The 26,998-nt window shown below is 71.1% G+C and carries 20 protein-coding genes; 16 read left to right on the plus strand and 4 right to left on the minus strand.

The window, feature by feature from the left end; all coding sequences use genetic code 11:
• The first annotated feature begins 14 nt into the window (after positions 1-14).
• From uvrB to OG393_RS25465, 4 genes are all read left to right on the plus strand, one after another.
• Positions 15-2,144 carry an excinuclease ABC subunit UvrB gene (gene uvrB / locus OG393_RS25450; RefSeq protein WP_327377026.1) on the plus strand — a complete coding sequence of 710 codons (2,130 nt, stop codon included), beginning with the start codon at positions 15-17 and terminating at the stop codon, positions 2,142-2,144.
• A gap of 137 nt (positions 2,145-2,281) precedes the next feature.
• Positions 2,282-2,860, plus strand: a complete 579-nt coding sequence (locus OG393_RS25455; protein WP_147977498.1) for a TerD family protein — start codon at positions 2,282-2,284, stop codon at positions 2,858-2,860.
• 121 nt (positions 2,861-2,981) lie between these two features.
• The gene (locus OG393_RS25460; RefSeq protein WP_327377027.1) at positions 2,982-4,910 is read left to right on the plus strand and encodes a TerD family protein; all 1,929 of its coding nucleotides are present in this window, start codon (positions 2,982-2,984) and stop codon (positions 4,908-4,910) included.
• 232 nt (positions 4,911-5,142) lie between these two features.
• Positions 5,143-6,168 (plus strand): TerC family protein, encoded by a 1,026-nt coding sequence (locus OG393_RS25465; protein WP_327377028.1) that lies wholly within the window; start codon positions 5,143-5,145, stop codon positions 6,166-6,168.
• 120 nt (positions 6,169-6,288) lie between these two features.
• Here OG393_RS25465 and OG393_RS25470 read toward each other — a convergent pair whose 3' ends face one another.
• Positions 6,289-6,945 (minus strand): MBL fold metallo-hydrolase, encoded by a 657-nt coding sequence (locus OG393_RS25470; protein ID WP_327377029.1) that lies wholly within the window; start codon positions 6,943-6,945, stop codon positions 6,289-6,291.
• A 35-nt stretch (positions 6,946-6,980) separates the two neighbouring features.
• Positions 6,981-7,670 (minus strand): maleylpyruvate isomerase family mycothiol-dependent enzyme, encoded by a 690-nt coding sequence (locus OG393_RS25475; RefSeq protein WP_327377030.1) that lies wholly within the window; start codon positions 7,668-7,670, stop codon positions 6,981-6,983.
• 187 nt (positions 7,671-7,857) lie between these two features.
• Between OG393_RS25475 and uvrA the strand changes: the two genes are divergently transcribed.
• Positions 7,858-10,920, plus strand: a complete 3,063-nt coding sequence (gene uvrA / locus OG393_RS25480; RefSeq protein ID WP_327377031.1) for an excinuclease ABC subunit UvrA — start codon at positions 7,858-7,860, stop codon at positions 10,918-10,920.
• A gap of 84 nt (positions 10,921-11,004) precedes the next feature.
• Here uvrA and OG393_RS25485 read toward each other — a convergent pair whose 3' ends face one another.
• On the minus strand, positions 11,005-11,913 hold the full coding sequence (locus tag OG393_RS25485) for a carbohydrate kinase family protein (RefSeq protein WP_327377032.1): 909 nt from the start codon (positions 11,911-11,913) through the stop codon (positions 11,005-11,007).
• A 116-nt stretch (positions 11,914-12,029) separates the two neighbouring features.
• Here OG393_RS25485 and OG393_RS25490 point away from each other — a divergent pair, with 116 nt between their 5' ends.
• On the plus strand, positions 12,030-12,455 hold the full coding sequence (locus tag OG393_RS25490; RefSeq protein WP_327377033.1) for a Rieske (2Fe-2S) protein: 426 nt from the start codon (positions 12,030-12,032) through the stop codon (positions 12,453-12,455).
• Positions 12,456-12,474: 19 nt separating this feature from the next.
• Here the strand turns inward: OG393_RS25490 and OG393_RS25495 are convergent, their stop codons facing one another.
• The gene (locus OG393_RS25495) at positions 12,475-13,404 is read right to left on the minus strand and encodes a hypothetical protein (protein ID WP_327377034.1); all 930 of its coding nucleotides are present in this window, start codon (positions 13,402-13,404) and stop codon (positions 12,475-12,477) included.
• A gap of 268 nt (positions 13,405-13,672) precedes the next feature.
• Between OG393_RS25495 and OG393_RS25500 the strand changes: the two genes are divergently transcribed.
• From OG393_RS25500 to tpiA, 10 genes are all read left to right on the plus strand, one after another.
• Positions 13,673-14,296 carry a papain-like cysteine protease family protein gene (locus tag OG393_RS25500; RefSeq protein ID WP_327377035.1) on the plus strand — a complete coding sequence of 208 codons (624 nt, stop codon included), beginning with the start codon at positions 13,673-13,675 and terminating at the stop codon, positions 14,294-14,296.
• 5 nt (positions 14,297-14,301) lie between these two features.
• Positions 14,302-15,087 carry a hypothetical protein gene (locus OG393_RS25505; RefSeq protein ID WP_327377036.1) on the plus strand — a complete coding sequence of 262 codons (786 nt, stop codon included), beginning with the start codon at positions 14,302-14,304 and terminating at the stop codon, positions 15,085-15,087.
• Positions 15,088-15,413: 326 nt separating this feature from the next.
• Positions 15,414-17,468, plus strand: a complete 2,055-nt coding sequence (uvrC, locus tag OG393_RS25510; protein ID WP_327377037.1) for an excinuclease ABC subunit UvrC — start codon at positions 15,414-15,416, stop codon at positions 17,466-17,468.
• Positions 17,465-18,451 carry an RNase adapter RapZ gene (gene rapZ, locus OG393_RS25515; RefSeq protein WP_327377038.1) on the plus strand — a complete coding sequence of 329 codons (987 nt, stop codon included), beginning with the start codon at positions 17,465-17,467 and terminating at the stop codon, positions 18,449-18,451. The genes uvrC and rapZ overlap by 4 nt, the downstream gene beginning before the upstream one ends.
• Complete coding sequence (locus tag OG393_RS25520; RefSeq protein ID WP_327377039.1) at positions 18,448-19,470, plus strand: gluconeogenesis factor YvcK family protein; 1,023 nt, start codon at positions 18,448-18,450, stop codon at positions 19,468-19,470. Before rapZ ends, OG393_RS25520 begins: the two co-directional genes overlap by 4 nt.
• Positions 19,461-20,450, plus strand: coding sequence for a DNA-binding protein WhiA (gene whiA, locus OG393_RS25525; RefSeq protein ID WP_327377040.1), 990 nt, complete (start codon positions 19,461-19,463; stop codon positions 20,448-20,450). The genes OG393_RS25520 and whiA overlap by 10 nt, the downstream gene beginning before the upstream one ends.
• Before the next feature lie 265 nt (positions 20,451-20,715).
• Positions 20,716-23,676 (plus strand): M14 family metallopeptidase, encoded by a 2,961-nt coding sequence (locus OG393_RS25530; protein WP_327377041.1) that lies wholly within the window; start codon positions 20,716-20,718, stop codon positions 23,674-23,676.
• A gap of 198 nt (positions 23,677-23,874) precedes the next feature.
• Positions 23,875-24,885 carry a type I glyceraldehyde-3-phosphate dehydrogenase gene (gap, locus tag OG393_RS25535; RefSeq protein ID WP_327377042.1) on the plus strand — a complete coding sequence of 337 codons (1,011 nt, stop codon included), beginning with the start codon at positions 23,875-23,877 and terminating at the stop codon, positions 24,883-24,885.
• Positions 24,886-24,996: 111 nt separating this feature from the next.
• Positions 24,997-26,208 (plus strand): phosphoglycerate kinase, encoded by a 1,212-nt coding sequence (locus tag OG393_RS25540; protein ID WP_327377043.1) that lies wholly within the window; start codon positions 24,997-24,999, stop codon positions 26,206-26,208.
• A 6-nt stretch (positions 26,209-26,214) separates the two neighbouring features.
• Positions 26,215-26,991: a triose-phosphate isomerase gene (gene tpiA / locus OG393_RS25545; protein ID WP_327377044.1), complete on the plus strand. Its 777-nt coding sequence runs from the start codon at positions 26,215-26,217 to the stop codon at positions 26,989-26,991.
• Positions 26,992-26,998 lie beyond the last annotated feature (7 nt).

Here is a 26,998-nt window from a genome sequence, read left to right on the forward strand (position 1 = left end):
CGTACCGTGGTGGCATGCGGCCCGTTTCCAAGATCGAACGTTCGGTGGCGCCCTTCGAGGTCGTCAGCCCGTACCAGCCCAGCGGCGACCAGCCGACAGCCATCGCGGACCTCGAGCGGCGCGTCCGCGCCGGCGAGAAGGACGTCGTGCTCCTCGGTGCCACCGGCACCGGCAAGTCCGCGACCACCGCGTGGATGATCGAGAAGCTCCAGCGGCCCACGCTGGTGATGGCGCCGAACAAGACGCTCGCGGCACAGCTCGCCAACGAGTTCCGCGAACTCCTGCCGAACAACGCGGTCGAGTACTTCGTCTCCTACTACGACTACTACCAGCCCGAGGCATACGTCCCCCAGTCGGACACCTACATCGAGAAGGACTCCTCGATCAACGAGGAGGTCGAGCGGCTGCGGCACTCCGCGACGAACTCGCTGCTCACCCGCCGTGACGTCGTCGTGGTCGCCTCCGTCTCGTGCATCTACGGCCTCGGGACACCCCAGGAGTACGTGGACCGGATGGTGCCGCTCAAGGTCGGCGACGAACTCGACCGGGACGGACTGCTGCGCCGCTTCGTCGACATCCAGTACACCCGCAACGACCTGGCGTTCACCCGGGGCACCTTCCGGGTCCGCGGCGACACCATCGAGATCTTCCCGGTCTACGAGGAGCTCGCCGTCCGCATCGAGATGTTCGGCGACGAGATCGAGGCGCTGTCCACCCTGCATCCGCTCACCGGCGAGGTCATCAGCGAGGACCGTGAGCTGTACGTCTTCCCCGCCAGCCACTACGTCGCCGGCCCCGAGCGCATGGAGCGGGCGGTCGACGGCATCGAGCGCGAACTCGAGAGCCGCCTCGCCGAACTCGACAGGCAGGGAAAGATGCTGGAGTCCCAGCGACTGCGGATGCGGACCACCTACGACATCGAGATGATGCGCCAGATCGGCTCCTGCTCCGGCATCGAGAACTACTCGATGCACTTCGACGGCCGTGAGCCCGGCTCCGCACCCAACACCCTCCTCGACTACTTCCCCGAGGACTTCCTGCTCGTCATCGACGAGTCGCACGTGACCGTGCCGCAGATCGGCGCCATGTACGAGGGGGACGCCTCCCGGAAGCGGACCCTCGTCGACCACGGGTTCCGGCTGCCCTCGGCCCTCGACAACCGGCCGCTGAAGTGGGAGGAGTTCCAGGAGCGCATCGGGCAGACCGTGTACCTCTCCGCCACCCCCGGGACCTACGAGCTGTCCCGCGGCGACGGCTTCGTCGAACAGATCATCCGCCCGACGGGCCTGGTCGACCCCGAGGTCGTGGTCAAGCCCACCGAGGGCCAGATCGACGATCTGGTGCACGAGATCCGGCTGCGCACCGAGAAGGACGAGCGGGTCCTCGTCACCACCCTCACCAAGAAGATGGCCGAGGACCTCACCGACTACTTCCTCGAACTCGGCATCCAGGTCCGCTATCTCCACAGCGACGTCGACACCCTGCGCCGCATCGAACTGCTGCGCGAGCTACGGGCCGGCGAGTACGACGTCCTGGTCGGCATCAACCTGCTCCGTGAGGGCCTCGACCTGCCCGAGGTGTCGCTCGTCGCCATCCTCGACGCCGACAAGCAGGGCTTCCTGCGTTCGGGCACCTCGCTGATCCAGACCATCGGCCGCGCGGCGCGCAACGTCTCCGGACAGGTCCACATGTACGCGGACACGATCACGCCCGCCATGGAGAAGGCCATCGACGAGACCAACCGTCGCCGCGAGAAGCAGATCGCCTACAACACGGCGCACGGCATCGACCCCCAGCCGCTGCGCAAGAAGATCAACGACATCGTCGCCACCATCGCGCGCGAGGAGGTCGACACCGAGGAACTGCTCGGTACCGGGTACCGCCGGGGCAAGGACACCAAGGCGCCGGTGCCCGCACTGGCCGCGCACGGCGCGAAGGGCCGGGGCAAGGGCGCCGGGGCGGGCTCCACGCTCGAACTCGGTGACCAGCCGGCCGGCGAGCTCGCCGCGATCATCGAGGAGATGACCGACCGGATGCGCGCCGCCGCTGCGGAGCTCCAGTTCGAGGTGGCGGCCCGGCTCCGGGACGAGGTCGGCGAGCTGAAGAAGGAGCTGCGCCAGATGAAGGAGGCGGGCCTGGCCTGAGAGCCCGTCGGGTGTGTTGCAGGAACGACACAAAACCGGACCTCGCCTGCTGCGCTGTCGGTGACACTGCGTAGGGTGCTGGACAACCGCACGTTCATCGGGGACTGCCGCGGTGATCGCAACGAGAGGGGACGCGCGTGACGGTCAACATGACCAAGGGTCAGGCCATCAGCCTGGAGAAGCAGGGCGGGGGCGCCCTTACCGCGGTGCGCATGGGGCTCGGCTGGCAGGCGGCGCCTCGGCGCGGGCTGTTCGGCTCGCGCACCCGGGAGATCGACCTGGACGCCTCGGCGGTGCTCTTCGCCGACAAGCAGCCGGTCGACGTGGTGTTCTTCCGGCACCTGGTCAGCGACGACGGCTCCGTGCGCCACACCGGCGACAACCTGGTCGGCGGCGCGGGACAGGGCGGCGACGACGAGTCCATCCTCGTCGACCTCCAGCGCGTCCCGGTCCACATCGACCAGATCGTCTTCACGGTGAACTCCTTCACCGGCCAGACGTTCCAGGAGGTGCAGAACGCCTTCTGCCGGATCGTCGACGAGACCAACGGCCAGGAGCTGGCCCGCTACACCCTGGACGGCGGCGGCCAGTACACCGCGCAGATCATGGCGAAGGTCCACCGCGCCGGTTCCGGATGGCAGATGACCGCGCTGGGCAACCCGGCCAACGGCCGCACCTTCCAGGACCTGATGCCGGCGATCCTGCCGCACCTGTAAGCGGCCCGCCCGCACGATCCACAGCTCCCGGAGGCCCACGGCCTCCGGGAGCTGTCCCGCATGACCGAGACGTTCACGACCCGATCCGAGCCGATCGCGGCATTTCGAGGGGACAGCGCCGATGACGGCCGAGCTGGTCCGGGGGCAGAACCACCCCCTGCCCGACACCCGACTGGAGATCCGGGTGTCGGCAGGCGATCCGGTCGTCGCCGGCACCACCCTCGGCGACGAACGGGGAAGGGTCGCCGGGGCCGAGTGCATCGCCCACCCGGGCTCGCCGTCCCTGCCCGGGATCGAGGTCTCCCGGCAGGCCGCGGCCGACCACCGCCTCGCCGTCGATCTGGAAGCGCTGCCGGAGACCGTCCACCGCGTCTGCGTCCTCCTGGCCCTGCCCGTGGGCGCCGGCGGCCCGTCCCGCTTCGGCGCGGCCGCTGCCCCCTTCGTGGCCGTCACCACCCTCGACGGCACGCGGATCGCCGAATACACCCTCACCGGTCTCGACAGCGAGTCCGCCGTCGTGGCCCTGGAGCTGTACCGGCGACAGGGCGCCTGGAAGGTCCGCGCCGTCGGCCAGGGGTACGAAGGCGGGCTCGCCGCGATGCTCCGGGACCAGGGGCTGGAGAACCCGGGCGAGCTCGCCGCCACCATCCTGGACGCCGTCGTCCGGGGCATGGCCCGCTCGGTGTCCGCCCCGCCGCCGCGCGTACCCGGTGACGAACGCGTCCGCCGCGCCGCCCCGGCCGGCGCGGCGGACCCGGCCGTACCGGCGGCTACCTCGCCCGCTCCGCCCGTGGCACCGGCCGCCGGGCCGACGCCGCACGGCGGGGGCGGTCCGATCGACTACACCCATCCGGGCCGCCGCACCACCACCCCGCCGCCCAGGCGGACACCCGAGCCCGAGCCGCCGCAGGGCCCGCCGGTTCCCGTCGCCGGGGACGCCTCCGGCTGGTCCATGGACGAGCGGCTCTACAACCAGGTCTGGGGCATGTTCGAGGACCTGGCCCGCAGCACCGCCGCGTACCGCAGCGCCCGGGACTTCGCCGAGTCCCGACTCGACCAGGAGATCGACCGTGCGCTCGCCGACCCGCGCGGGCGCGTCGGCGGCAGCGGCGACGCCGCCCGTGCCGCGGCCCGCGCCAGATGCGACGAGCTCACCACCCGCGCCCGGGAGGCACTGGACCGGGACCTCACCCAGCTCGCCGCCGAGTCCGACGTCGTCGAACCGGCCCTCCCCCCGGCCTTCGCCCGCTGGGACAGCCCGGTCTGGCAGGCATACCGCGTCCCCATGGAGATCCCGATGGCGCTGCGCCTGGGCGACCTCCACCTTCCCGAGCGCCCCGCCCTGCGCGTCCCGATGCTGCTCCGCCTCCCGCTGGAGCGTGGCTTGTGGGTGGACAGCGGCCGGAACCGTTCCGCGGCGGCCGCCCTGCTCGACGAGGCCGAGGTGCGCCGGCTCGCGCTCGACACCGCGGTCGCGCACACGGCCCGGCTGCTCGCCGTCCATCCCGCCGGCGAGTTCACCGTCCATGTCATCGACGCGGCGGGCGCCGGAGCCGCCTCCCTCGCCCCCCTGGTGGAGGCGGGCGTGACGGCCGCCCCGCCGGCCGCCGGGGCGGCCGGCGTCTCCGCCGTCCTTGCCCGGCTCACCGAGCGCGTCGACCTGGTCCAGATGGCCCTGCGGGCCGGCGCCTCCGACGCGCTGCCGCCCGGTGTCGACACCTCCGAGCAGCTGCTGATCGTCCACGACTTCCCGCACGGCTTCGACGACCGGGCCGTCACCCAGTTGCGCTACCTCGCCGACGAGGGCCCGCGGGTCGGCGTCCACCTGCTGATGGTCGCCGACCGCGAGGACGCCTCGGCGTACGGCCCGCTGCTCGATCCGCTGTGGCGCGCGCTGCTGCGGGTCACCCCGGTCGCCGACGACCATCTCGCCGATCCGTGGGTCGGTCACGCCTGGACCTATGAACCGCCGCGGGTCCCGGCCGGCAGCCGGGTGCTCGGGCAGGTCCTCGCCCAGGTGGCCGACGCTCGACGCCTCCATGGACACTGACCTGGCTATTTGGCGTTCCATTACCCTTCTCTTTACCTTCTCTTGGTTTTTCGGGTAGTCTTCTCGGCGCGGAGGGGAGTACTCCCCATTGCGCGGCGTTCCCGTCAATACGGACAGATCCCCAGAGGTCTGATCCCGGGGCGTCGGCCCGGCCGGCCGTGTACCGGCCCGGGTGGAAGAGACCTCCGGCAGCGACGACGCTGATCAGTAGCCGTACGACGCCGGAGGCGCAGTGGACGTTTCAACGACTCTGTGGGTGCTGACCGTTCTCGGTCTGTCCGCCCTCATCGCCATCGACTTCCTCATCGGGCGCAAGCCTCATGACGTGTCGGTCAAGGAAGCCGGAATCTGGACGATCGTCTGGATCGCGCTGGCCGTGCTCTTCGGGATCGGCCTGCTCGTCTTCGGCAGCAGCCAGGCGTCCGGCGAGTTCTTCGCGGGCTTCATCACCGAGAAGTCGCTGAGCGTCGACAACCTCTTCGTCTTCGTCCTGATCATGGCGAAGTTCTCGGTGCCCTCGTATCTCCAGCAGCGCGTCCTGCTCGTCGGTGTCCTGATCGCGCTGGTCCTGCGGGCTGTCTTCATCGCGGCCGGTGCGGCGATCATCGCCAGTTTCTCCTGGGTGTTCTACCTCTTCGGCGCGTTCCTGATCTTCACGGCCTGGAAGCTCATCCAGGAGGCGCGTTCGGACGACGAGGAGGACGAGTTCGAGGAGAACCGTCTGCTCAAGTCCATCGAGAAGAAGTTCGGCGTCGCCGACAAGTACCACGGTACGAAGCTCTTCATCCGGGTGAACGGCAAGCGTGTCCTCACCCCGCTGATGGTCGTCATGCTGGCCATCGGCACCACCGACATCCTCTTCGCGCTCGACTCGATCCCGGCGATCTTCGGCCTGACCCAGGACCCGTACATCGTCTTCACCGCGAACGCCTTCGCCCTGATGGGTCTGCGGCAGCTGTACTTCCTGATCGGCGGCCTGCTCAAGAAGCTGGTCCACCTCAGCTACGGACTGTCGGTGATCCTCGGCTTCATCGGTGTGAAACTGGTGCTGCACGCTCTGCACGAGTCCGGGGTGCACGTCCCGGAGATCTCCATCCCGGTCTCGCTGGCGGTCATCTGTGGTGTTCTGGTCGTCACCACGATCACCAGCCTGATCGCCTCGAAGCGGCAGGCCGAGCGAGAGGCGGCCGAGTCCGGCCGCTCGGGCAGGCCGCCGGTGGCGGCGGGGGAGGCCGAGAAGGACAGCGTCGAGGTCTGAGGCCCCGATCGACGTGCCGGGGCCGGTGCGGGAGACGGATGTCCCCCGCACCGGCCCCGGCGTCCGTGAACAGGCCGCTCCGTCGTGTCCCCTGTCGGGGCCCGGCTCCCGGGAGCACGGTCACCAGCCGCGTGCGCGCCACTCCGCGAGGTGCGGTCGCTCGTCGCCCAGGGTGGTGTCCTTGCCGTGGCCCGGGTAGACCCAGGTCTCGTCGGGGAGCACGTCGAAGAGCTTGGTCTCCACGTCGTGGATCAGGCTCGCGAAGGCGGCCGGGTCCTTCCAGGTGTTGCCCACGCCGCCGGGGAACAGGCAGTCGCCGGTGAAGACGTGCGGGTGCCCGTGCGGGTCGTCGAAGACCAGGGCGATCGAGCCGGGGGTGTGCCCGGCCAGGCGCCGGGCGGTCAGCTCGACGCGGCCGACCCGGAGGGTGTCGCCGTCCTCGACCGCGACGTCGGTGGGTACCGGGATGCCCTCGACGTCGTACGCGCCGGCGTAGGTGCGGGCGCCGGTGGCGGCGACCACCTCGGCCAGGGCCTGCCAGTGGTCGCCGTGCCGGTGGGTGGTGACGACGGACGCGATGCCGTCGTCACCGATCAGCGTCAGCAGGGTGCCGGTCTCATTGGCGGCGTCGATCAGGAGCTGTTCGCCGGTCGCCCGGCACCGCAGCAGATACGCGTTGTTGTCCATCGGCCCGACCGCGACCTTGGAGATCATCAGGTCCGTCAGCTCGTGTACGTCGGCCGGTCCGCCGACCCTCACCGCTCCGCTGTACGTCATGGCGCCAGCCTATCCCCGGCCCCCGACAGGCTGCGTTACAACGGGGGGAGTTGTGGCAGCGGGCCGCCCTCGGTCTTCAGGGCGGAGCCGTCCCTTCGGCCGGCGAGCCAGCCGAGCAGTTCAGGGGCGGGGCCGGAGACGGCGACGGGACCGCCGTCGGCACCGCCGCCGGTCGTCCACGTCGCGCCGCTGTCGGACCGCAGTCCGGTCGACGGTACGTCCTCGCGGCCGGCGAACCGCTCGGCCAGGAAGTCGATCTCCCGCAGGGTGAACTCCTCGGGCAGGTCCTCCAGCTCGTAGCCGACATCCAGGTCGACGTGGTGCAGCGCGACCTCCGCCCAGCGTCGGAAGGGCAACCGGCCCGCGCGGTCCGTGACGCCGTTGCGCAGCTCCACGATCCGGTCCCAGTCGGCGGGCTCCGCGGCCACGGCCTGGAAGCGCTCGCCGGACTCGCGCACGTCGGCGATCTGGACGTCGAGCGGGCGTACGGCGTCACGCGCGATGTCGCCGTCGCGGGTCGCGGCGTCCGCGTACATGGGAAGGCCCTCGAGGACGTTCACCAGGGCGTCCGCGTTGCGGGCGAGGTGGGCGAGGACGTGGCCGCGGGTCCACCCCGGAAGCCGTGACGCCGACGCCGTCGACGCGTTGTCCAGGGAAGCGGCTGCGTGGAGGAGCCGGTCGGTCGCTTCACGTACAGATTCCAGGTCACGCACATGGTCGATCATGGGGCCGACCCTAGCGCCGCCACTCGTTCGGGTGAAGCGGTGAGAGCGAGGCCGTAAATCGAATGTGCGTGCTATAGGCTCGGTGGAAGCATCCGGCATCCTTGGTTGTTGGGTATTCAGCACATCCAGGCATATCTGCGACCCGCACTCCTGTGCCTCCGCTCTCTCAAGAAAGGTGCGGACCGGCGTGGCCGACCGTCTCATCGTCCGTGGCGCTCGCGAGCACAACCTCAAGAACGTCTCGCTCGACCTCCCGCGTGACTCACTCATCGTCTTCACCGGGCTGTCCGGGTCGGGGAAGTCCTCGCTCGCGTTCGACACGATCTTCGCCGAGGGGCAGCGCCGGTACGTCGAGTCGCTCTCCTCCTACGCCCGGCAGTTCCTCGGTCAGATGGACAAGCCGGACGTCGACTTCATCGAGGGGCTTTCGCCGGCCGTCTCGATCGACCAGAAGTCGACCTCGCGCAACCCGCGCTCGACGGTCGGCACCATCACGGAGGTCTACGACTACCTCCGGCTGCTCTTCGCCCGCATCGGCAAGCCGCACTGCCCCGAGTGCCGGCGGCCCATCTCCCGGCAGTCGCCGCAGGCCATCGTCGACAAGGTCCTGGAACTGCCCGAGGGCAGCCGCTTCCAGGTTCTCTCGCCGCTGGTGCGCGAGCGCAAGGGCGAGTTCGTCGACCTCTTCGCCGACCTCCAGACCAAGGGCTACAGCCGGGCCCGGGTCGACGGCCGGACGATCCAGCTGAGCGAACCGCCGACCCTGAAGAAGCAGGAGAAGCACACGATCGAGGTGGTCGTGGACCGCCTCACCGTGAAGGACGGCGCCAAGCGCCGGCTCACCGACTCCGTCGAGACCGCACTCGGACTCTCCGGCGGCATGGTGGTGCTCGACTTCGTCGACCTCGCCGAGGACGACCCCGAGCGCGAGCGGATGTACTCGGAGCACCTGTACTGCCCGTACGACGACCTGTCCTTCGAGGAGCTGGAGCCGCGTTCCTTCTCCTTCAACTCGCCCTTCGGAGCCTGCCCGGACTGCACCGGCATCGGCACCCGCATGGAGGTCGATCCCGAGCTGATCGTCCCCGACGAGGACAGGTCCCTGGACGAGGGCGCCATCCACCCCTGGTCGCACGGCCACACCAAGGAGTACTTCGGGCGACTCATCGGCGGCCTCTCCCAGGCACTGGGCTTCCGCACGGACCTGCCCTACGCCGCACTCCCGCAGCGGGCCAAGAAGGCCCTGATGCACGGCCACAAGACCCAGGTCGAGGTCCGCTACCGCAACCGCTACGGCCGCGAGCGGGCCTACACCACGCCCGCCTTCGAGGGCGCGGTCTCCTTCGTGAAGCGGCGCCACAGCGAGGCCGAGAGCGACTCCAGCCGCGAGCGCTTCGAGGGCTATATGCGCGAGGTGCCCTGCCCGACCTGCGAGGGCACCCGGCTCAAGCCGATCGTCCTCGCGGTCACGGTGATGGAGCGGTCCATCGCCGAGGTCTCCGCGATGTCGATCAGCGAGTGCGCCGACTTCCTCGGCCGGCTCACGCTGAACGCCCGCGACAAGAAGATCGCCGAGCGCGTCCTGAAGGAGGTCAACGAGCGGCTGCGCTTCCTCGTCGACGTCGGCCTCGACTACCTCTCGCTCAACCGCGCGGCCGGTACGCTCTCCGGCGGCGAGGCCCAGCGCATCCGGCTCGCCACCCAGATCGGCTCCGGCCTGGTCGGCGTGCTCTACGTGCTGGACGAGCCGTCCATCGGCCTGCACCAGCGCGACAACCACCGGCTCATCGAGACCCTCGTCCGGCTGCGGGACATGGGCAACACGCTCATCGTCGTCGAGCACGACGAGGACACCATCAAGGTCGCCGACTGGGTCGTCGACATCGGTCCGGGAGCGGGCGAGCACGGCGGCAAGGTCGTCCACTCCGGGTCCCTGGCCGAGCTGCTCACCAACACCGAGTCGATGACCGGGCAGTACCTCTCGGGCCGCCGGGCCATCGGGACGCCCGAGACCCGGCGCCCGGTGGACCCCACGCGCCGGCTCACCGTGCACGGCGCCCGGGAGAACAACCTGCGGGACATCGACGTCTCCTTCCCGCTGGGCGTCCTCACCGCCGTCACCGGAGTCTCCGGATCGGGCAAGTCGACCCTGGTCAACGACATCCTCTACACCCACCTGGCGCGCGAGCTGAACGGCGCCAAGTCGGTGCCCGGGCGGCACACCCGGGTGGACGGCGACGAGCTCGTCGACAAGGTCGTCCACGTCGACCAGTCACCGATCGGCCGCACGCCGCGGTCCAACCCGGCGACCTACACCGGCGTCTTCGATCACGTCCGCCGGCTGTTCGCCGAGACGATGGAGGCCAAGGTCCGCGGCTACCTGCCGGGCCGCTTCTCCTTCAACGTCAAGGGCGGCCGCTGCGAGAACTGCTCCGGCGACGGCACGATCAAGATCGAGATGAACTTCCTGCCGGACGTCTACGTCCCGTGCGAGGTCTGTCACGGCGACCGGTACAACCGCGAGACCCTCGAGGTGCACTACAAGGGCAAGTCCATCGCCGAGGTCCTGAACATGCCCATCGAGGAGGCACTGGACTTCTTCGAGGCCGTCCCGACCATCGCCCGCCACCTGCGCACCCTGAACGAGGTGGGCCTCGGGTACGTCCGTCTCGGCCAGTCCGCGCCGACGCTCTCGGGCGGTGAGGCGCAGCGCGTGAAGCTCGCCTCCGAACTTCAGAAGCGGTCCACCGGACGCACGGTCTACGTCCTGGACGAGCCGACCACCGGTCTGCACTTCGAGGACATCTCCAAGCTGATCAAGGTCCTGTCCGGTCTCGTCGACAAGGGCAACTCCGTCATCGTCATCGAGCACAACCTCGACGTCATCAAGACCGCTGACTGGGTCGTCGACATGGGCCCGGAGGGCGGCAGCGGAGGCGGTCTCGTGATCGCCGAGGGCACGCCGGAAGAGGTCGCGTCGGTGCCGGAGAGCCACACCGGCAAGTTCCTCCGCGAGATCCTCGGGGCGGACCGGATCAGCGACGCCACGGTCCCGGCGGCACGTGACGGCTCCCGGACCGCGAAGAAGACGCCCGCGAAGAAGACGCCCGCGAAGAAGGCGACGGCGGCCGGCAAGGCGGTCGCGAAGACCGCGGCCGGTACCACCATGGCGAAGAAGACGGCGGCGAAGAAGACGACGGCGAAGAAGACGGCCACCGGGACGGCGACGCGCCGCTCCCGCGCGTCCTGACGATCCCCTCCACCGCGCGGCGGCCTTCCCGCGGAACGCCGCCGCGCCGCGGAGCCCGCCGGGTGACCCCGGGCCCGCCGGAGATCATCCGGCGGGCTCCCGGAACGGACCCAGTTCGTGCGGGTACGGCGGCTCCGCGCCCGGACGCGTACAGGTCACGGCCGCCGCCCTCGCCGCGTACCCGAGGAGATCTCGCCAGGCCCGCGCGTCCAGGGCCCCCACGGCCCGGTCCCCCAGACCGTGCAGCAGCGCCGCGTTCACCGTGTCGCCCGCGCCGATCGTGTCGGCGACCGGCACGCCGACCGCCGGTACCGACACCTCGCCGGCGGCGGTGTATGCGGTCAGGCCCGCCGCACCCCGGGTCAGCACGACCGCGCGGGGCCCCCTCCCGAGCCACTGGGCCGGCGTGCCGCCCAGCCAGGCCGCGTCCTCCTCCGAGAGCTTCAGGACGGAGACGTGCGGCAGCCAGGACACGAAGCGGGCACGGTAGGTCCCCGCGTCGGGGATCAGGGCGGCCCGAACGTTGGGGTCCAGCAGGACCGGCGTACCGCGCTCCGCCTCCCGTCGCAGCAGCGCCTCGTACGCGCTCGCGCCCGGCTCCAGGGCCAGCGAGCAGGTGCCGAAGGCCAGGGCCCGCACCCCGTCCGGGAGGGAATCCGGCAGGGCGAAGAGCCGGTCCGCGGTCCCCTCGACGTGGAAGGAGTAGCCTGCCGAGCCGTCCGGCCCCACCGAGGCGACCGCCAGTGCCGTCGGTTCCGGGCCGCGCTGCACGAGTCCGTCGTGGACCCCCGCCGCCCGTAGCCCCCCGAGGAGCGCCTCCCCGAAGGCGTCCGTGGAGACCCGCGAGCAGAAGGCCACGTCCGCGCCGAGCCGTGCCAGCGCCACGGCCGTGTTGTACGGGCCTCCGCCCGGCCGGGGCACCAGCGGGGACAAGGGGCCCGGGGAGCCGTCCGGCACCAGGTCGATCAGGGATTCACCGGCGACGACGATCACGTCCGTGAACGTAGCCCATGCCCCGCCCGTCACGACAGCCCCGGCGACGGTCCGCCGCGGACCGCCGGTATCGTCGCTTCCGTCACCCGATGCCCCGATCCCACCGTGGAGCCCACATGTCCGGCCAGTCCAGCCGCCGCACCGTACTCAAAGGCGCCGCACTCGCCGGTACCGCCGGGCTGGGCGTCGCCGCCTGTTCCACCGAGTCGAACCTGGGCCACGCCCAGGTCCCGACCCCGACGGCCCCGGTCCCCCTCGGCGCACCCGAGGAGGTGCCGGTCGGCGGCGCGCGGCTCTACCGCGAACAGCGGGTCGTGGTGAGCTGCCCCGCCGAGGGCCGCTACAAGGCGTTCAGCGCCCAGTGCACCCACGCCGGATGCCTGCTCGACGAGGTCGAGGACAACGAGGGCCATTGCCCCTGCCACGGCAGCCGCTTCGACGTCACCACCGGCGAGGCCGTCCAGGGCCCGGCGACCGTCCCGCTCCCCGAGGTCCCGGTCAGGGTCGAGGGCGGCAGGCTCGTCGCGGGACCGGAGGCGTAACCGCGAGACCGCCGGGCCCTCACACCCAGTCCCAGTCGATCCCCAGGATCCCCGGCCGTACCCCCTGCTCCACCCGGTGGACGGCGCGATGTCGGCCGCTCAGTGTCAGGTCCGCTCGTCCGCCGCGCGGCGCCCCGGCCGAGACCTGCGCGAAGCTGCGGCACCGTACCGGCAACGCCGCCTCGTCGAAGCGCACCTGCAGCACGTACTGCCCGCCGGCGAAGCGGAAGCCGCGCAGGTACTCACCGCTCGGACCGGCCGTCCCGTCCTCGAAGCCGTAGCCGAAGAGATGGGTGTCACCGGCCCGCAGCCGGGTGTCGAAGAGCAGCTCGGCGACCACCACCCCGGTGTCGGCGTGCCAGCGCACCCGGCCGGTCCGGCAGTTCTCCAGCGCGCGCACCTCGACCCGGGACGGATCGCATCCCGGGTCCCCGCGGTGGACGGCCAGGTAGCGGTCGACGCCGTCCCGGTGCGCCCGCACCACATGCTGGGACTCGCGGCCCACCAGTTCCCGGCCCGCCCCGATCCGGACCCGTTCGTGGTGCCCCACCGTGTGCAGCCCGCCGTCGACCGGCGTCTCCAGTTCCGCGAGCAGCTCCTCGACCGCGCCGGACGCCTCCACCAGCGAGCGGTACGAGCGACTCGCCGGCCGCTCCACGTCACCGCGCCCTCCGGCATCCTCGGCCAGCAGCCGGATCAGCGAGTTCACGGGCAGCTGGAGCACTTCCTCCAAGGCGCGGACGGCTTTCATCGACTCCGGCCGCTGCGGGCGCCGGGCGCCCTGCTGCCAGTAACTGAGACTGGTCACACCGACCTTGACGCCCCGGTGCGCGAGATGGTGCTGCACCCGCTGGAGCGGCAGACCGCGCACGGCGAAGGCCGTGCGCAGGGCCAGGTGGAACGGACCGGTGTGCAGCAGCTGCACCAGATCGGCCTCGGTGTGCCCCACGGGGACTCCTCAGTGAACGTTCACGACGCGAGGGGCGGGCCGTCGCGCAGCCGGTCGCGGGGCCGCAGGTGGCGTGAGGACGTGTGTTCACAGCCGGGTCACACCGTTCACAGCCCGCCGTCACCCCGCATTGAAGCGTGTTGACCGGTTTCCGACAACGCTCGATGCTCCTCAGCAGCGTCCGGACGCGCTCCTCCACCCCCCACACCCCCACCCCCCACACGCTCCACACACATCCCCACACCCCCCCCGCCCCGGGAGGAACGCGATGCGCAGGAGAAAAACGTCCCTCGCGGCACTCGCCGCTGCCGCCCTCTTCCTCGTCCCCACCACCTCGGCCTCCGCCGCCACCCCGGCCTCCGGTGCCCCGGCCCCTGTCGCCGCCCCGGCCGGGAGCGACGTGTCGGCCCTCGCGTACAAGCGCCTCGGCATCACCATGCAGGCGCAGCAGAAGAGCAACTGGTGCTGGGCCGCATCCGGCAACACCATCGCGACCTGGTTCGGCCGCGGCTACTCGCAGAACCAGTTCTGCAACGCCGCCTTCCGGCGGACCCAGGGGTACGACTGCCCCGACAACCAGGCCACGCTGGGCCATGTGCAGACCGGTCTGAGCTGGGCGGGCATCAGCCCCGGCTCGTACGTCAACGGCTGGCTGCGGTACTCCACCGTGCAGAGCGAGATCAACGCCGACCGCCCGGTCGAGACACGGATCCAGTGGTCGAGCGGTGGTGGCCACATGCACGTGGTCTACGGCTACGACGACTCCGGCAGCTGGGTGTACTGGGGGGACCCCTGGCCCTCCAGCGACCGCTACAACTGGGCCTCGCACGCCTGGTACGTGAACAACGGCTCGTTCTCCTGGACCCACTCGCTCTACCGGATCGGGGCGTGACGGCCATGACGTTCCTCCGTGCCGCGACCACCGGACTGCTGTCCGCCGCCGGTCTCGTCGCCCTCGGTGCCGTGCCGGCCGCCGCGCAGCCCGCCGGGCCGCCTCCGCCGTCGGCGGCCAGCCCCGAACAGGCCGCCTCCGCCCCGGCGACCCTGGACACGCTGTCCCGCTTCTTCGCGCGGGACGGCGCCCTCGCCCGCTCGGCGACCCGGCCGCGGATCGAGGGGGCAGCGGTGCCGGTGCGCGTGCTGTCCCCGGACTTCGTCGCGGGGAAGCCGGGGGCCCCGGTCGCCCGGGTCGAGTTCCACGCGAGCAAGGCGGTGGCCTCGGACGGCCGGACGGCCTCGCTGTGGACCGTGCGGCAGACGGACGGCGCCTGGCAGGTGGTGAACATCGCCACCGGCGACGACGAGGTCCGCTACGCGGCGCAAGGGGCGCGGGCGCTGCCCGGCGGGGTCGTGTTCCGTGAGCCGCAGATCGACGCCTGGTACGTCCAGAAGGGGGCGAAGGTGCTGCCGCTGGACGAGGACGCGGTGCGGGCCGTCGGCCGGAACGGCACCAGCCTGAACGCCTACCGACAGCGGGTCGCGGCGGCGTACGGGGACAAGCTGCCCGGCTCCGCCTACGCCCGGAAGGGCGCGGCCGGCGGCTACGGTACCGCGGCTCCCGTTTCCGCCGGCGAGGAGCCGGCCCTCCCGGCGGGCGTGACGGCGGCGGGCGTGGGGGTCGCCCTGGCGCTGTGCGTGCCGGCGGTGGCGGCCGTGCGACGCCGGCGAGGTACCGCCACCTGATCGCGGGGCCCGGCCGGTTCCCTCCGGGGCCGCCGGCCGGGCCCCGTGCCCCGCGGCTCAGAGGCCACCCGACAGGCTCTCAGAGCCCTGAGCCGCGGTTCCCCGTCCGGGTTGTCCCGGCCCGGACGGGGCCGGTCCGCCGGCCGTCCGCACCCGCCCGTACCCCGCGGACCACCCGCCCGCCGTGCACGGGCCGTGGCGCCGTCGCCCGGCCGGTTACCCGCCGCCGCACCCGTGGTCCCGGAGCGCCCGGCGCCCCGCTCGTCCCGCCGTACCAACGGGCGTGCCCGCCCTGAGCGTCGGTCCCCGCCAGTAGGGTGGGGAGCATGGCCGACCCCTCCAGCTACCGGCCCCAGCCGGGGCAGATCCCCGATTCGCCGGGGGTCTACAAGTTCCGCGACGAACACCGCCGGGTGATCTACGTCGGGAAGGCGAAGTCCCTGCGACAGCGGCTGGCCAACTACTTCCAGCCGCTCGCGAGCCTGCACCCGCGTACGGCCACCATGGTGACCACCGCCGCCTCGGTGGAGTGGACGGTCGTCTCGACGGAGGTCGAGGCGCTGCAGCTGGAGTACTCCTGGATCAAGGAGTACGACCCGCGGTTCAACGTCAAGTACCGGGACGACAAGAGCTATCCGTACCTCGCGGTCACCCTGGGCGAGGAGTTCCCGCGCGTTCAGGTGATGCGCGGCCACAAGAAGAAGGGCGTGCGCTACTTCGGGCCGTACGCGCACGCCTGGGCCATCCGCGAGACCGTCGACCTGATGCTCCGCGTCTTCCCCGTCCGTACCTGCTCCGCCGGCGTGTTCCGCAACGCGGCCTCCGCCGGCCGGCCGTGTCTCCTCGGCTACATCGGCAAGTGCGCGGCCCCCTGCGTGGGCCGCGTCACGCCCGAGGAGCACCGCGAACTGGCCGCGGAGTTCTGCGACTTCATGGCCGGTCGCACCGGTACGTACATCCGGCGTCTGGAGAAGCGGATGACGGCGGCGGCCGAGGAGACGGAGTACGAGAAGGCGGCCCGGCTGCGGGACGACATAACGGCACTACGCCGGGCGATGGAGAAGAGCGCCGTCGTTCTCGCCGACGCCACCGACGCCGACCTGATCGCGCTCGCCGAGGACGAGCTGGAGGCCGCCGTCCAGATCTTCCACGTCCGCGGCGGACGCGTGCGCGGACAGCGCGGCTGGGTCACCGACAAGGTCGAGGCCGTCACCACGGCCGGGCTCGTCGAGCACGCGCTCCAGCAGCTGTACGGGGAGGAGAGCGGCGACGCGGTGCCCAAGGAGGTCCTCGTCCCGACGCTGCCCGAGGACGCCGGAGCCCTCAGCCAGTGGCTCGCCGGCCGGCGCGGGTCCGGTGTCTCGCTGCGCGTCCCGCAGCGCGGCGACAAGAAGGACCTCATGGAGACGGTCGCGCGCAACGCCCAGCAGGCTCTGGTCCTGCACAAGACCAAGCGCGCCAGTGACCTGACCACCCGCTCACGCGCCCTGGAGGAGATCGCCGAGGCCCTGGAGCTGGACTCGGCGCCGCTGCGCATCGAGTGCTTCGACGTCTCGCACCTTCAGGGCGACGACGTGGTGGCCTCCATGGTCGTCTTCGAGGACGGACTGCCGCGCAAGAGCGAGTACCGGCGCTTCCAGATCAAGGGCTTCGAAGGCCAGGACGACGTCCGTTCGATGCACGAGGTGATCAGCCGCCGCTTCAGGCGGTACCTCGCGGAGAAGGAGCGGACGGGGGAGTGGGGCCCCGAAGGGGTCGCCGAGGACGAGAGCGCCGTCGGCGCGGACGACGGTTACGCCGGCGGAGCGCCGCGCCGGATCGACGGCGAAGGCGTGGACCCCGCCGCCACGGACGACGGCAGGCCGAAACGCTTCGCCTACCCGCCCCAGCTCGTCGTCGTCGACGGTGGCCGGCCCCAGGTCGCCGCCGCCCGGCGCGCGCTCGACGAGCTCGGTATCGACGACATCGCCGTCTGCGGTCTCGCCAAGCGCCTCGAAGAGGTCTGGCTGCCCGGAGACGACGACCCCGTGGTGCTGCCCCGCTCCAGCGAGGGCCTGTACCTCCTCCAGCGGGTACGTGACACGGCTCACGACTTCGCCATCCGCTATCAGCGCTCGAAGCGCAACAAGCGCGTCAGGACCAGCCCCCTGGACGCGGTCCGCGGGCTCGGCGACAGCCGCAAACAGGCGTTGATCAAGCATTTCGGCTCGGTGAAGCGGCTGCGGCAGGCGACAATCGAGCAGATCTGCGAGGTCCCCGGCATGGGCCGCAAGACGGCGGAGGCCGTCGCGGTGGCCCTCGCGCAGGCGGCCCCCGCCGCGCCTGCCGTGAATACGGCGACAGGAGAGATCATGGAAGACGACGGGGGCACGACCGCATGACCGCGCACGACGAGCACGCCGTGCGCGAACCGCGTGAACAGCACGACACGCACGACCGAGAAGAAGACGGAGCAGGACACGTGAGTACGAGCACGAAGGAGGCCGGCGAGACCGCCGACGCGGCCATCCCCGAGCTGGTCATCATCTCCGGCATGTCCGGCGCCGGCCGGTCCACCGCGGCGAAGTGCCTGGAGGACCTCGGCTGGTTCGTCGTCGACAACCTGCCACCCGCGCTGATCCCCACCATGGTTGAGCTCGGCGCACGCTCCCAGGGCAACGTCGCCAGGATCGCCGTCGTCGTGGACGTCCGCGGTCGGCAGTTCTTCGACGCCCTCCGGGAGTCCCTCGCCGTCCTCGACTCCCAGCAGGTCACCCGCCGGATCGTCTTCCTGGAGTCCTCCGACGAGGCCCTCGTCCGGCGCTTCGAGTCGGTCCGCAGACCTCACCCTCTCCAGGGCGACGGCCGGATCACCGACGGGATCGCCGCCGAGCGCGACCTGCTGCGCGAGCTTCGCGGGGACGCCGACCTGGTCATCGACACCTCCAGCCTCAACGTCCACGAGCTGCGTGCCAAGATGGACGCCCAGTTCGCGGGCGAAGAGGAGCCGGAGCTGCGGGCCACGGTCATGTCCTTCGGATTCAAGTACGGGCTGCCCGTCGACGCCGATCTCGTCGTCGACATGCGCTTCCTGCCCAACCCGCACTGGGTCCCCGAGCTGCGGCCCTTCACCGGCCTCAACGAGGAGGTCTCGGCCTATGTCTTCAACCAGCCGGGCGCCAAGGAGTTCCTCGACCGCTACACCGAGCTGCTCCAGCTGATCGCGGCCGGCTACCGCCGCGAGGGCAAGCGGTACGTGACGATCGCCGTCGGCTGCACGGGCGGCAAGCACCGCTCGGTCGCCACCTCCGAGAAGCTGGCCGCCCGCCTCGCCGCGGAAGGGGTCGAGACCGTCGTCGTCCACCGGGACATGGGGCGCGAGTGAAGCCCTATCGCCGACGTACGTCCACCCTTTCGGTGCGTACGCTCCGCAGACGCGGCGCCCAGCCCAAGGTCGTCGCACTCGGCGGGGGCATGGGCCTGTCGGCCTCCCTCGCCGCCCTGCGCCGCATCACCGGTGACCTGACCGCCGTGGTCACCGTCGCCGACGACGGAGGCTCCAGCGGACGGCTCCGCGAGGAACTGGGCGTGCTGCCGCCCGGCGACCTGCGCAAGGCGCTCGCCGCGCTGTGCGGCGACGACGACTGGGGCCAGACCTGGGCCCGGGTCATCCAGCACCGCTTCCAGTCCAAGGGCGACCTGCACGAGCACGCGGTCGGCAACCTGTTGATCGTCGCCCTGTGGGAGCAGATCGGCGACCACGTCCAGGCGCTGGACCTGGTCGGGAAGCTGCTCGGCGCGCACGGCCGGGTGCTGCCCATGTCCGCCGTCCCGCTGGAGCTCCAGGCGCTGGTCAGGGGCCACGATCCGACCCGCCCGGACGAGGTGGACACCGTCCGGGGCCAGGCGACGGTGGCGCTCACCCCCGGTGAGGTGCAGTCGGTGCACCTGGTCCCCAACGATCCGCCGGCCGTGCCCGAGGCCGTGGCCGCGGTCCTGGACGCGGACTGGGTCGTCCTGGGTCCCGGCTCCTGGTTCTCCTCGGTGATTCCGCACCTGCTCGTGCCCGAACTGCTGGACGCCCTGACGGAGACCAAGGCCCGTCGGGTGCTCTCGCTCAACCTCGCGCCGCAGCCGGGAGAAACCGAGGGGTTCTCTCCGCAACGTCATTTGGAGGTTTTGGGACGACACGCCCCTAAACTCGCGTTGGACGTGGTGTTGGCCGACGTGGCCGCCGTGCCCGACCGTGAATCCCTCGCCGACGCCGCCAAGCGGTTCGGCGCCGCGGTCGAGCTGGCGCCGGTCGCCCGCGCCGACGGGCTCCCGAAGCACGATCCGGAGCTGTTGGCCGCCGCGTACGACCGTATTTTTCGGATGCATGGAAGGATCGGCCCATGGCGATGACGGCAGCGGTGAAGGACGAGATCTCCCGGCTTCCCGTCACCCGGACCTGCTGCAGGAAGGCAGAGGTCTCGTCGATCCTGCGGTTCGCGGGCGGTCTGCACCTGGTGAGCGGCCGGATCGTGATCGAGGCGGAGCTGGACACCGCGATGGCGGCCCGGCGTCTGAAGCGGGACATCCTGGAGATCTTCGGGCACAGCTCGGAGCTGATCGTGATGGCCCCCGGCGGGCTGCGGCGCGGTTCCCGCTTCGTCGTCCGCGTGGTCGCCGGCGGCGACCAGCTGGCCCGCCAGACCGGCCTGGTCGACGGCCGCGGCCGGCCGATCCGCGGCCTGCCCCCGCAGGTCGTCTCCGGAGCCACCTGTGACGCCGAGGCCGCCTGGCGCGGCGCCTTCCTGGCCCACGGCTCGCTGACCGAACCGGGCCGCTCCTCCTCGCTGGAGGTGACCTGCCCCGGTCCGGAGGCCGCCCTCGCCCTCGTGGGCGCGGCACGGCGGCTGAGCATCGCGGCGAAGGCCCGCGAGGTCAGGGGGGTGGACCGGGTCGTCGTGCGGGACGGGGACGCGATCGGTGCCCTGCTGACCCGGCTGGGCGCCCACGAGTCGGTGCTGGCCTGGGAGGAGCGGCGGATGCGTCGCGAGGTCCGCGCCACCGCCAACCGGCTGGCCAACTTCGACGACGCCAACCTGCGCCGTTCGGCCCGCGCGGCGGTCGCCGCCGGCGCCAGGGTGCAGCGGGCGCTGGAGATCCTGGCGGACGAGGTGCCCGAGCACCTCGCCGCCGCGGGCCGGCTCCGCATGGAGCACAAGCAGGCGTCCCTGGAGGAGCTGGGCGCGCTCGCGGACCCGCCGCTGACCAAGGACGCGGTCGCCGGCCGGATCCGCCGCCTGCTCGCCATGGCGGACAAGCGGGCCCAGGACCTGGGTGTCCCCGGGACCGAGTCCAATCTGAGCGAGGAGCTCGACGACAGCCTGGTCGGCTGAGCGCCTGTCGGCCGAAGGCCACCCGACAGGCGCTGAGCGCATCTCGGGTGGTCTTCGGCCGAAGGGTGGGGCTCCCGCCCGTCGGGGGCTCGCCGGTCGAAGGGTGGTTCCGCTCGACTCGCCGCCGACGGTGCCTTGTTGAGGTATCGCCGACGGCTTTGCGCCGCCCGCGCCCGACACGCCGGACGCGCTCTTGACATGGTCATGGGCCCACCAGAGCCTGTCGTCTGTTCATTTTCGTGGCAGACGACAGCAAGGGGGGCTTATGAGACGCAGAGCGGGATCGATCCTCGCCGCGGCTTCACTGCTGATGGCGGGGCTGGCGGCGGCACCCGTCGCCGGAGCGGAACCGAACGGCTCGCCCCACGGCGCCGACGGCGAAGCCCTCTCCGTGTGGCGCGCGACGGTCGGCAAGGAGCAGGTGCCGCTCCTGCTCGACGCGGGCGCCGACGCCCACGAGCTGACCGAGCAGGTACCGGAGCGGGGCTCCGCCACGCTGGAGCTCGTCCTCACCGGCCGGCAGGCCGGCCGGCTGCGCGAGAAGGGGGTCGCACTCGCCGAGCACACGCTGACCTCGCAGGCAGAGAAGCGGGTGGCCGCGGCGGGGGACGGCGTGTTCCGCCCGTACGGCGGAGAGAACGGCCTCAAGCGGGAGGTCCTCGCCACGGCCCGGAGCCATCCGGGCCTCACCAAGGTCGTCTCCCTCGGCAAGACGGTCAAGGGCCAGGACATCCTCGCCCTCAAGGTCAGCAAGGGCGCCGCGAAGTCCAGGGACGGTTCCCGCCCCGCCACCCTGTACATGTCCAACCAGCACGCCCGTGAGTGGATCACCCCCGAGATGACCCGGCGGCTGATGCACTACTACCTCGACGGGTACGGCAAGGACACCCGGGTCACGAAGATCGTCGACTCCACCGAACTGTGGTTCGTGCTCTCCGCCAACCCGGACGGCTACGACTTCACCCACGCCGATCCCGCCAACCGGCAGTGGCGCAAGAACCTGCGCGACAACGACGGCGACGGCCGGATCGAGCCGGGCGACGGCGTCGACCTCAACCGCAACTTCGCCTACAAGTGGGGATACGACAACGAGGGTTCGTCGCCCGACCCGGCCGACGAGACCTACCGCGGCACCGGCCCGATGTCCGAGCCGGAGACGAGGGCCCTGGACGCCTTCCAGAAGCGAATCGGCTTCCGGTACGGCGTCAACTACCACTCGGCCGCCCAGCTCCTGCTCTACGGCGTCGGCTGGCAGGTCGCCACCGACACCCCCGACGACATCGCGCTCAAGGCGCTCGCCGGCACCCCGCAGAAGCCGGCGGTCCCCGGCTACCGTCCGCAGGTCTCCTCGGAGCTCTACACCACCAACGGCGAGGCCGACGGCCACGCGGCCAACGTCAACGGGATGCAGATGTTCACCCCGGAGATGTCGACCTGCGCCACCGCCTCGCGCGTCGACCCGAACGACGACTGGGAGCCGGCCGACTGCGCCTCCGTCTTCACCTTCCCGGACGACGAGCGACTGATCCAGGCGGAGTTCGCGAAGAACGTCCCCTTCGCCCTCGCCGTCGCCGAGAGCGCCTCCCACCCGGACCGTCCGGTCTCCCTCACGGGCCTGGACGCCCCGGACTTCACCCCGGACGCCTTCACCACCTCCTACGCCCGCGGCGGCGGCCAGGAGGTCTCGGTCACCGCGCGCGGGTCGCTGGTGGCCAAGCGGCTCAAGTACCGCGTCAACGGGGGCCGTACGCACACCGGACGGCTCACGGCGTGGCGCGGCGGCGAGACCTACGGCGGTGAGGACAACCTCTACTTCGACCAGTACCGGGGCGAGGTGGCGGGCGCCGGGCCGGGCGACACGGTCGAGGTCTGGTTCACCGGCCGCACCCGCGGAGGGAAGACGACCTCGTCGGCGCCGTTCACCTACACGGTGGCCGAGCGTCCGCGGGGCGACGTGCTGGTCCTCGCGGAGGAGGGCGGGACGTCCGCCGCGCGGCACGCCGCCGCCTACACCGAGGCGCTCGCGGCCACCGGCCGCCGCGCCGTCGTCTGGGACGTCGCCACCCGGGGCACCCCGGACCCGCTCGGCGTGCTGAGCCACTTCCGCGCGGTCGTATGGTACACCGGCGCGGAACAGCCCTCGGGTCCGGTCATGCTCGCCGTCCGCGCCTACCTCAACGAGGGCGGCAAGCTGGTCGTCGCGGGGGAGAAGTCCGGCGGATTCGTCGACATCGGCCGTGCCGACTCCAACGACTTCGCCCAGTACTACCTCGGCGCCTACCACCGCGCCGGCCTGAAGGGTGCCTCCGCCTTCGCCGGTTCCGGCGGATTCGGAGGCGTCCGGGCCACGCTCGGGCCCGCCGCGGACAACCCGCTGGACGACGCCGGCGCCTACACCGTCACCTCCGACACCCTGAAGCCCGACCGGTTCCCGCGGTTCCGTAGCTCCTCCGCGGGCGACTACCCCGGTCTCCGCACCCCCTTCGAGCCCTACGAGGGCTCGTACTTCGCCGCCGCGCGTCATGCCGACGACACCTGGACCCGGCTCAGCCGGACCGTGGACCTCACCGGGGTCGACGCCGGCGCCGCGCCGGCCCTGAGGTTCCAGGTCAGCTACGACACCGAGCCGGGCTACGACAACCTCGTCGTCGAGGCGCACACCGTCGGACAGGACGACTGGACCACCTTGCCCGACGCCGAAGGCGGCACCTCCTCCGCGGCCCCGGCCGACTGCGGCGAGGGCTACTACGTCGGCGGTCACCCCTTCCTCACCCACTATCTGACGGTGGGCGAGGACGGCTGTGCCACGACCGGCACCACCGGTACCTGGAACGCCTTCACCGGCCCCTCCAACGGCTGGCAGCGGGCGTCGGTCGACCTGAGCGCCTACGCGGGCAAGAGGGTCGAGCTCTCGCTCTCGTACATCTCGGACCCCGGCACCGGGGGGATGGGCGCGTTCGTCGACGAGACCGCGCTCGTCGTCGGCGGCACGCCCGGGGGCGGCGAGGGCTTCGAGACGGCGCTGGGTGCCTGGTCCGTGACGGGGGCGCCGGCCGGCAGTCCCGGGAACGGCGGTGACTGGGTGCGCTCCCCGGGCCTCTTCCACTCCCAGGCGGCCGTCACCACCCGGGACACCGTCCTCCTCGGCTTCGGACTGGAGCACCTCGGGAACGCGGCGGAGCGGAGGCAGATCATCGGAAGGGCGCTCGGTTCCCTGCGCCGCTGACCTGGATGAATCGGCTCATACGACCTCGCGCGGCCCGTTACTCGTGAGTAGCGGCAGGACGCCACCGTTCCCTTATGAGCGGCGGTGCGCTCAATGTCACCCCCCGTCTTTCGGGGGGGTAGGGTCGTAAGCGGTCGGGGACATCCCATACAGCTCGCCGGCGTCGAAACCCGGCGTACCAACGAGGAGATCGGTTTCGTGACGATCCGCGTAGGCATCAACGGCTTTGGCCGCATCGGTCGTAACTACTTCCGCGCGCTGCTGGAGCAGGGTGCTGACATCGAGATCGTGGCTGTCAACGATCTGGGTGACACCGCGACCACTGCTCATCTGCTGAAGTACGACACCATCCTGGGACGCCTCAAGGCCGAGGTCACCCACACCGCCGACACCATCACCGTCGACGGTCACACCATCAAGGTGCTCTCCGAGCGCAACCCGGCCGACATCCCGTGGGGCCGGCTGGGCGTCGACGTCGTCATCGAGTCGACCGGCATCTTCACCAAGAAGGCCGACGCCGAGAAGCACATCGCGGGCGGCGCGAAGAAGGTCCTCATCTCGGCCCCGGCCAAGGACGAGGACATCACCATCGTCATGGGCGTCAACCAGGACGAGTACGACCCGGCGCAGCACCACGTCATCTCCAACGCCTCCTGCACCACCAACTGCGTGGCGCCGATGGCCAAGGTCCTCGACGAGAACTTCGGCATCGTCAAGGGCCTGATGACGACGGTCCACGCGTACACCAACGACCAGCGCATCCTGGACTTCCCGCACTCCGACCTGCGTCGCGCCCGCGCCGCCGCGGAGAACATCATCCCGACCACGACCGGTGCCGCCAAGGCCACCGCCCTGGTCCTCCCGCAGCTCAAGGGCAAGCTGGACGGCATCGCCATGCGTGTCCCGGTTCCCACCGGCTCCGCGACCGACCTGGTCGTGACGCTGCAGCGCGAGGTCACCAAGGACGAGGTCAACGCCGCGTTCAAGAAGGCCGCCGACGACGGCGACCTCAAGGGCATCCTGTACTACACCGAGGACCCGATCGTTTCCTCGGACATCGTCAGCGACCCGGCCTCCTGCACCTTCGACTCCTCCCTGACCATGGTCCAGGAGGGCAACACGGTGAAGATCCTCGGCTGGTACGACAACGAGTGGGGCTACTCCAACCGCCTCGTCGACCTCACGGTCTTCGTCGGCGGCCGGCTCTGATTCCCGGGGTGGCCACCCCTTGATGTGAGCGCAGGGCTCGGACAGCGTAACGTCGCGCTGTGCGAGCCCTGTGTCGTGTGCTCCACCGCGTTCCAAGGAGTCAGTACGAAGATGAAGACGATCGACGAGCTTCTCGCCGAAGGCGTCGCCGGCAAGCGGGTATTCGTCCGCGCCGACCTCAATGTGCCGCTGGACGGCACCACCATCACCGACGACGGCCGTATCCGTGCCGTGGTCCCCACGATCAAGGCGCTCGCCGGCGCCGGTGCCCGCGTCGTGGTCGCCTCCCACCTGGGCCGCCCCAAGGGTGCCCCGGACCCGGCCTTCTCACTCGCCCCGGCCGCCGCCCGTCTGGGTGAACTGCTCGGTGCCGATGTCGCGTTCGCGACCGACACCGTCGGTGACTCCGCCGCCTCCACCGTCGCGGCCCTGGCCGACGGCGGGGTCGCCGTGCTGGAGAACCTCCGTTTCAACGCCGGCGAGACCGCCAAGGACGACGCCGCGCGCGGCGCCTTCGCGGACCGGCTCGCGGCCCTCGCCGACGTCTACGTCGGCGACGGTTTCGGTGCCGTGCACCGCAAGCACGCCTCGGTCTTCGACCTTCCGGCCCGCCTGCCGCACGCCGCCGGCTACCTCATCGCGACCGAGGTCGGCGTCCTCAAGAGGCTCACCTCCGACGTCAGGCGGCCCTACGTGGTCGTCCTGGGCGGCGCCAAGGTCTCCGACAAGCTCGCCGTGATCGACGAGCTGCTCGGCCGGGCCGACCGCATCCTGATCGGCGGCGGCATGGCGTACACCTTCCTCTACGCCAAGGGCTACGAGGTCGGCGTCTCCCTGCTCCAGAAGGACCAGGTCGAGATCGTCAAGGAGTACATGCGACGCGCCGAGGACAACGGCGTCGAGCTGGTGCTCCCGGTCGACGTGCTGGTCTCCGCGGACTTCCCGGACCTCAAGACCAAGGCACCCGCCACGTTCGAGACCGTCGACGCCGACAAGATCCCGTCGACGATGCTGGGCCTCGACAGTGGCCCGAGGACGAACGCGCTCTACGCCTCCAAGATCGCCGATGCCGAGACCGTCTTCTGGAACGGTCCGATGGGCGTCTTCGAGCACCCCGACTACGCCGGCGGCACCGTCGCCGTCGCCCAGGCCCTCGTCGACAGCAGCGCCTACACCGTGGTCGGCGGTGGCGACAGCGCCGCCGCGGTCCGGACCCTGGGCTTCGACGAGAACGCCTTCGGCCACATTTCGACCGGTGGCGGCGCCTCCCTCGAATACCTCGAGGGCAAGACGCTCCCCGGCCTCGCCGCACTGGAGGACTGAGAAAAAGTGAGTTCCCGTACCCCGCTGATGGCGGGCAACTGGAAGATGAACCTCAACCACCTCGAGGCCATCGCCCACGTCCAGAAGCTCGCCTTCGCGCTCACCGACAAGGACTACGACGCCGTCGAGGTCGCGGTGCTGCCGCCCTTCACCGACCTGAGGTCCGTGCAGACCCTCGTCGACGGCGACAAGCTCAAGATCAAGTACGGTGCCCAGGACATCTCGGCGCACGACTCCGGTGCCTACACCGGTGAGATCTCGGGCCTGATGCTGTCCAAGCTGAAGTGCGCCTACGTGGCCGTGGGTCACTCCGAGCGACGTCAGTACCACGCGGAGTCGGACGAGGTCTGCAACGCCAAGGTGAAGGCCGCGTTCACGCACGGACTGACCCCGATCCTGTGCGTCGGCGAGGGCCTGGACGTCCGCAGGGCGGGTGAGCAGGTCCCGCACACGCTGCGCCAGATCGACGGCGGCCTGAAGGACGTCCCGGCCGAGCAGGCCGAGTCCGTCGTGATCGCCTACGAGCCGGTGTGGGCCATCGGTACCGGTGAGGTGGCCACCCCCGAGGACGCGCAGGAGGTCTGTGGCGCGATCCGCGGCCGTCTCGCGGAGCTGTACTCCCAGGAGCTGGCCGACAAGGTCCGCATCCAGTACGGCGGCTCGGTCAAGGCGGGCAACGTCGCCGCGATCATGGCGCAGCCGGACGTCGACGGCGCCCTGGTGGGCGGCGCGGCACTGGACGCCGACGAGTTCGTCAAGATCGTCCGCTTCCGCGACCAGTGAGTATGCC

It is taken from the genome of Streptomyces sp. NBC_01216, from assembly GCF_035994945.1.
Lineage (GTDB): Bacteria > Actinomycetota > Actinomycetes > Streptomycetales > Streptomycetaceae > Streptomyces.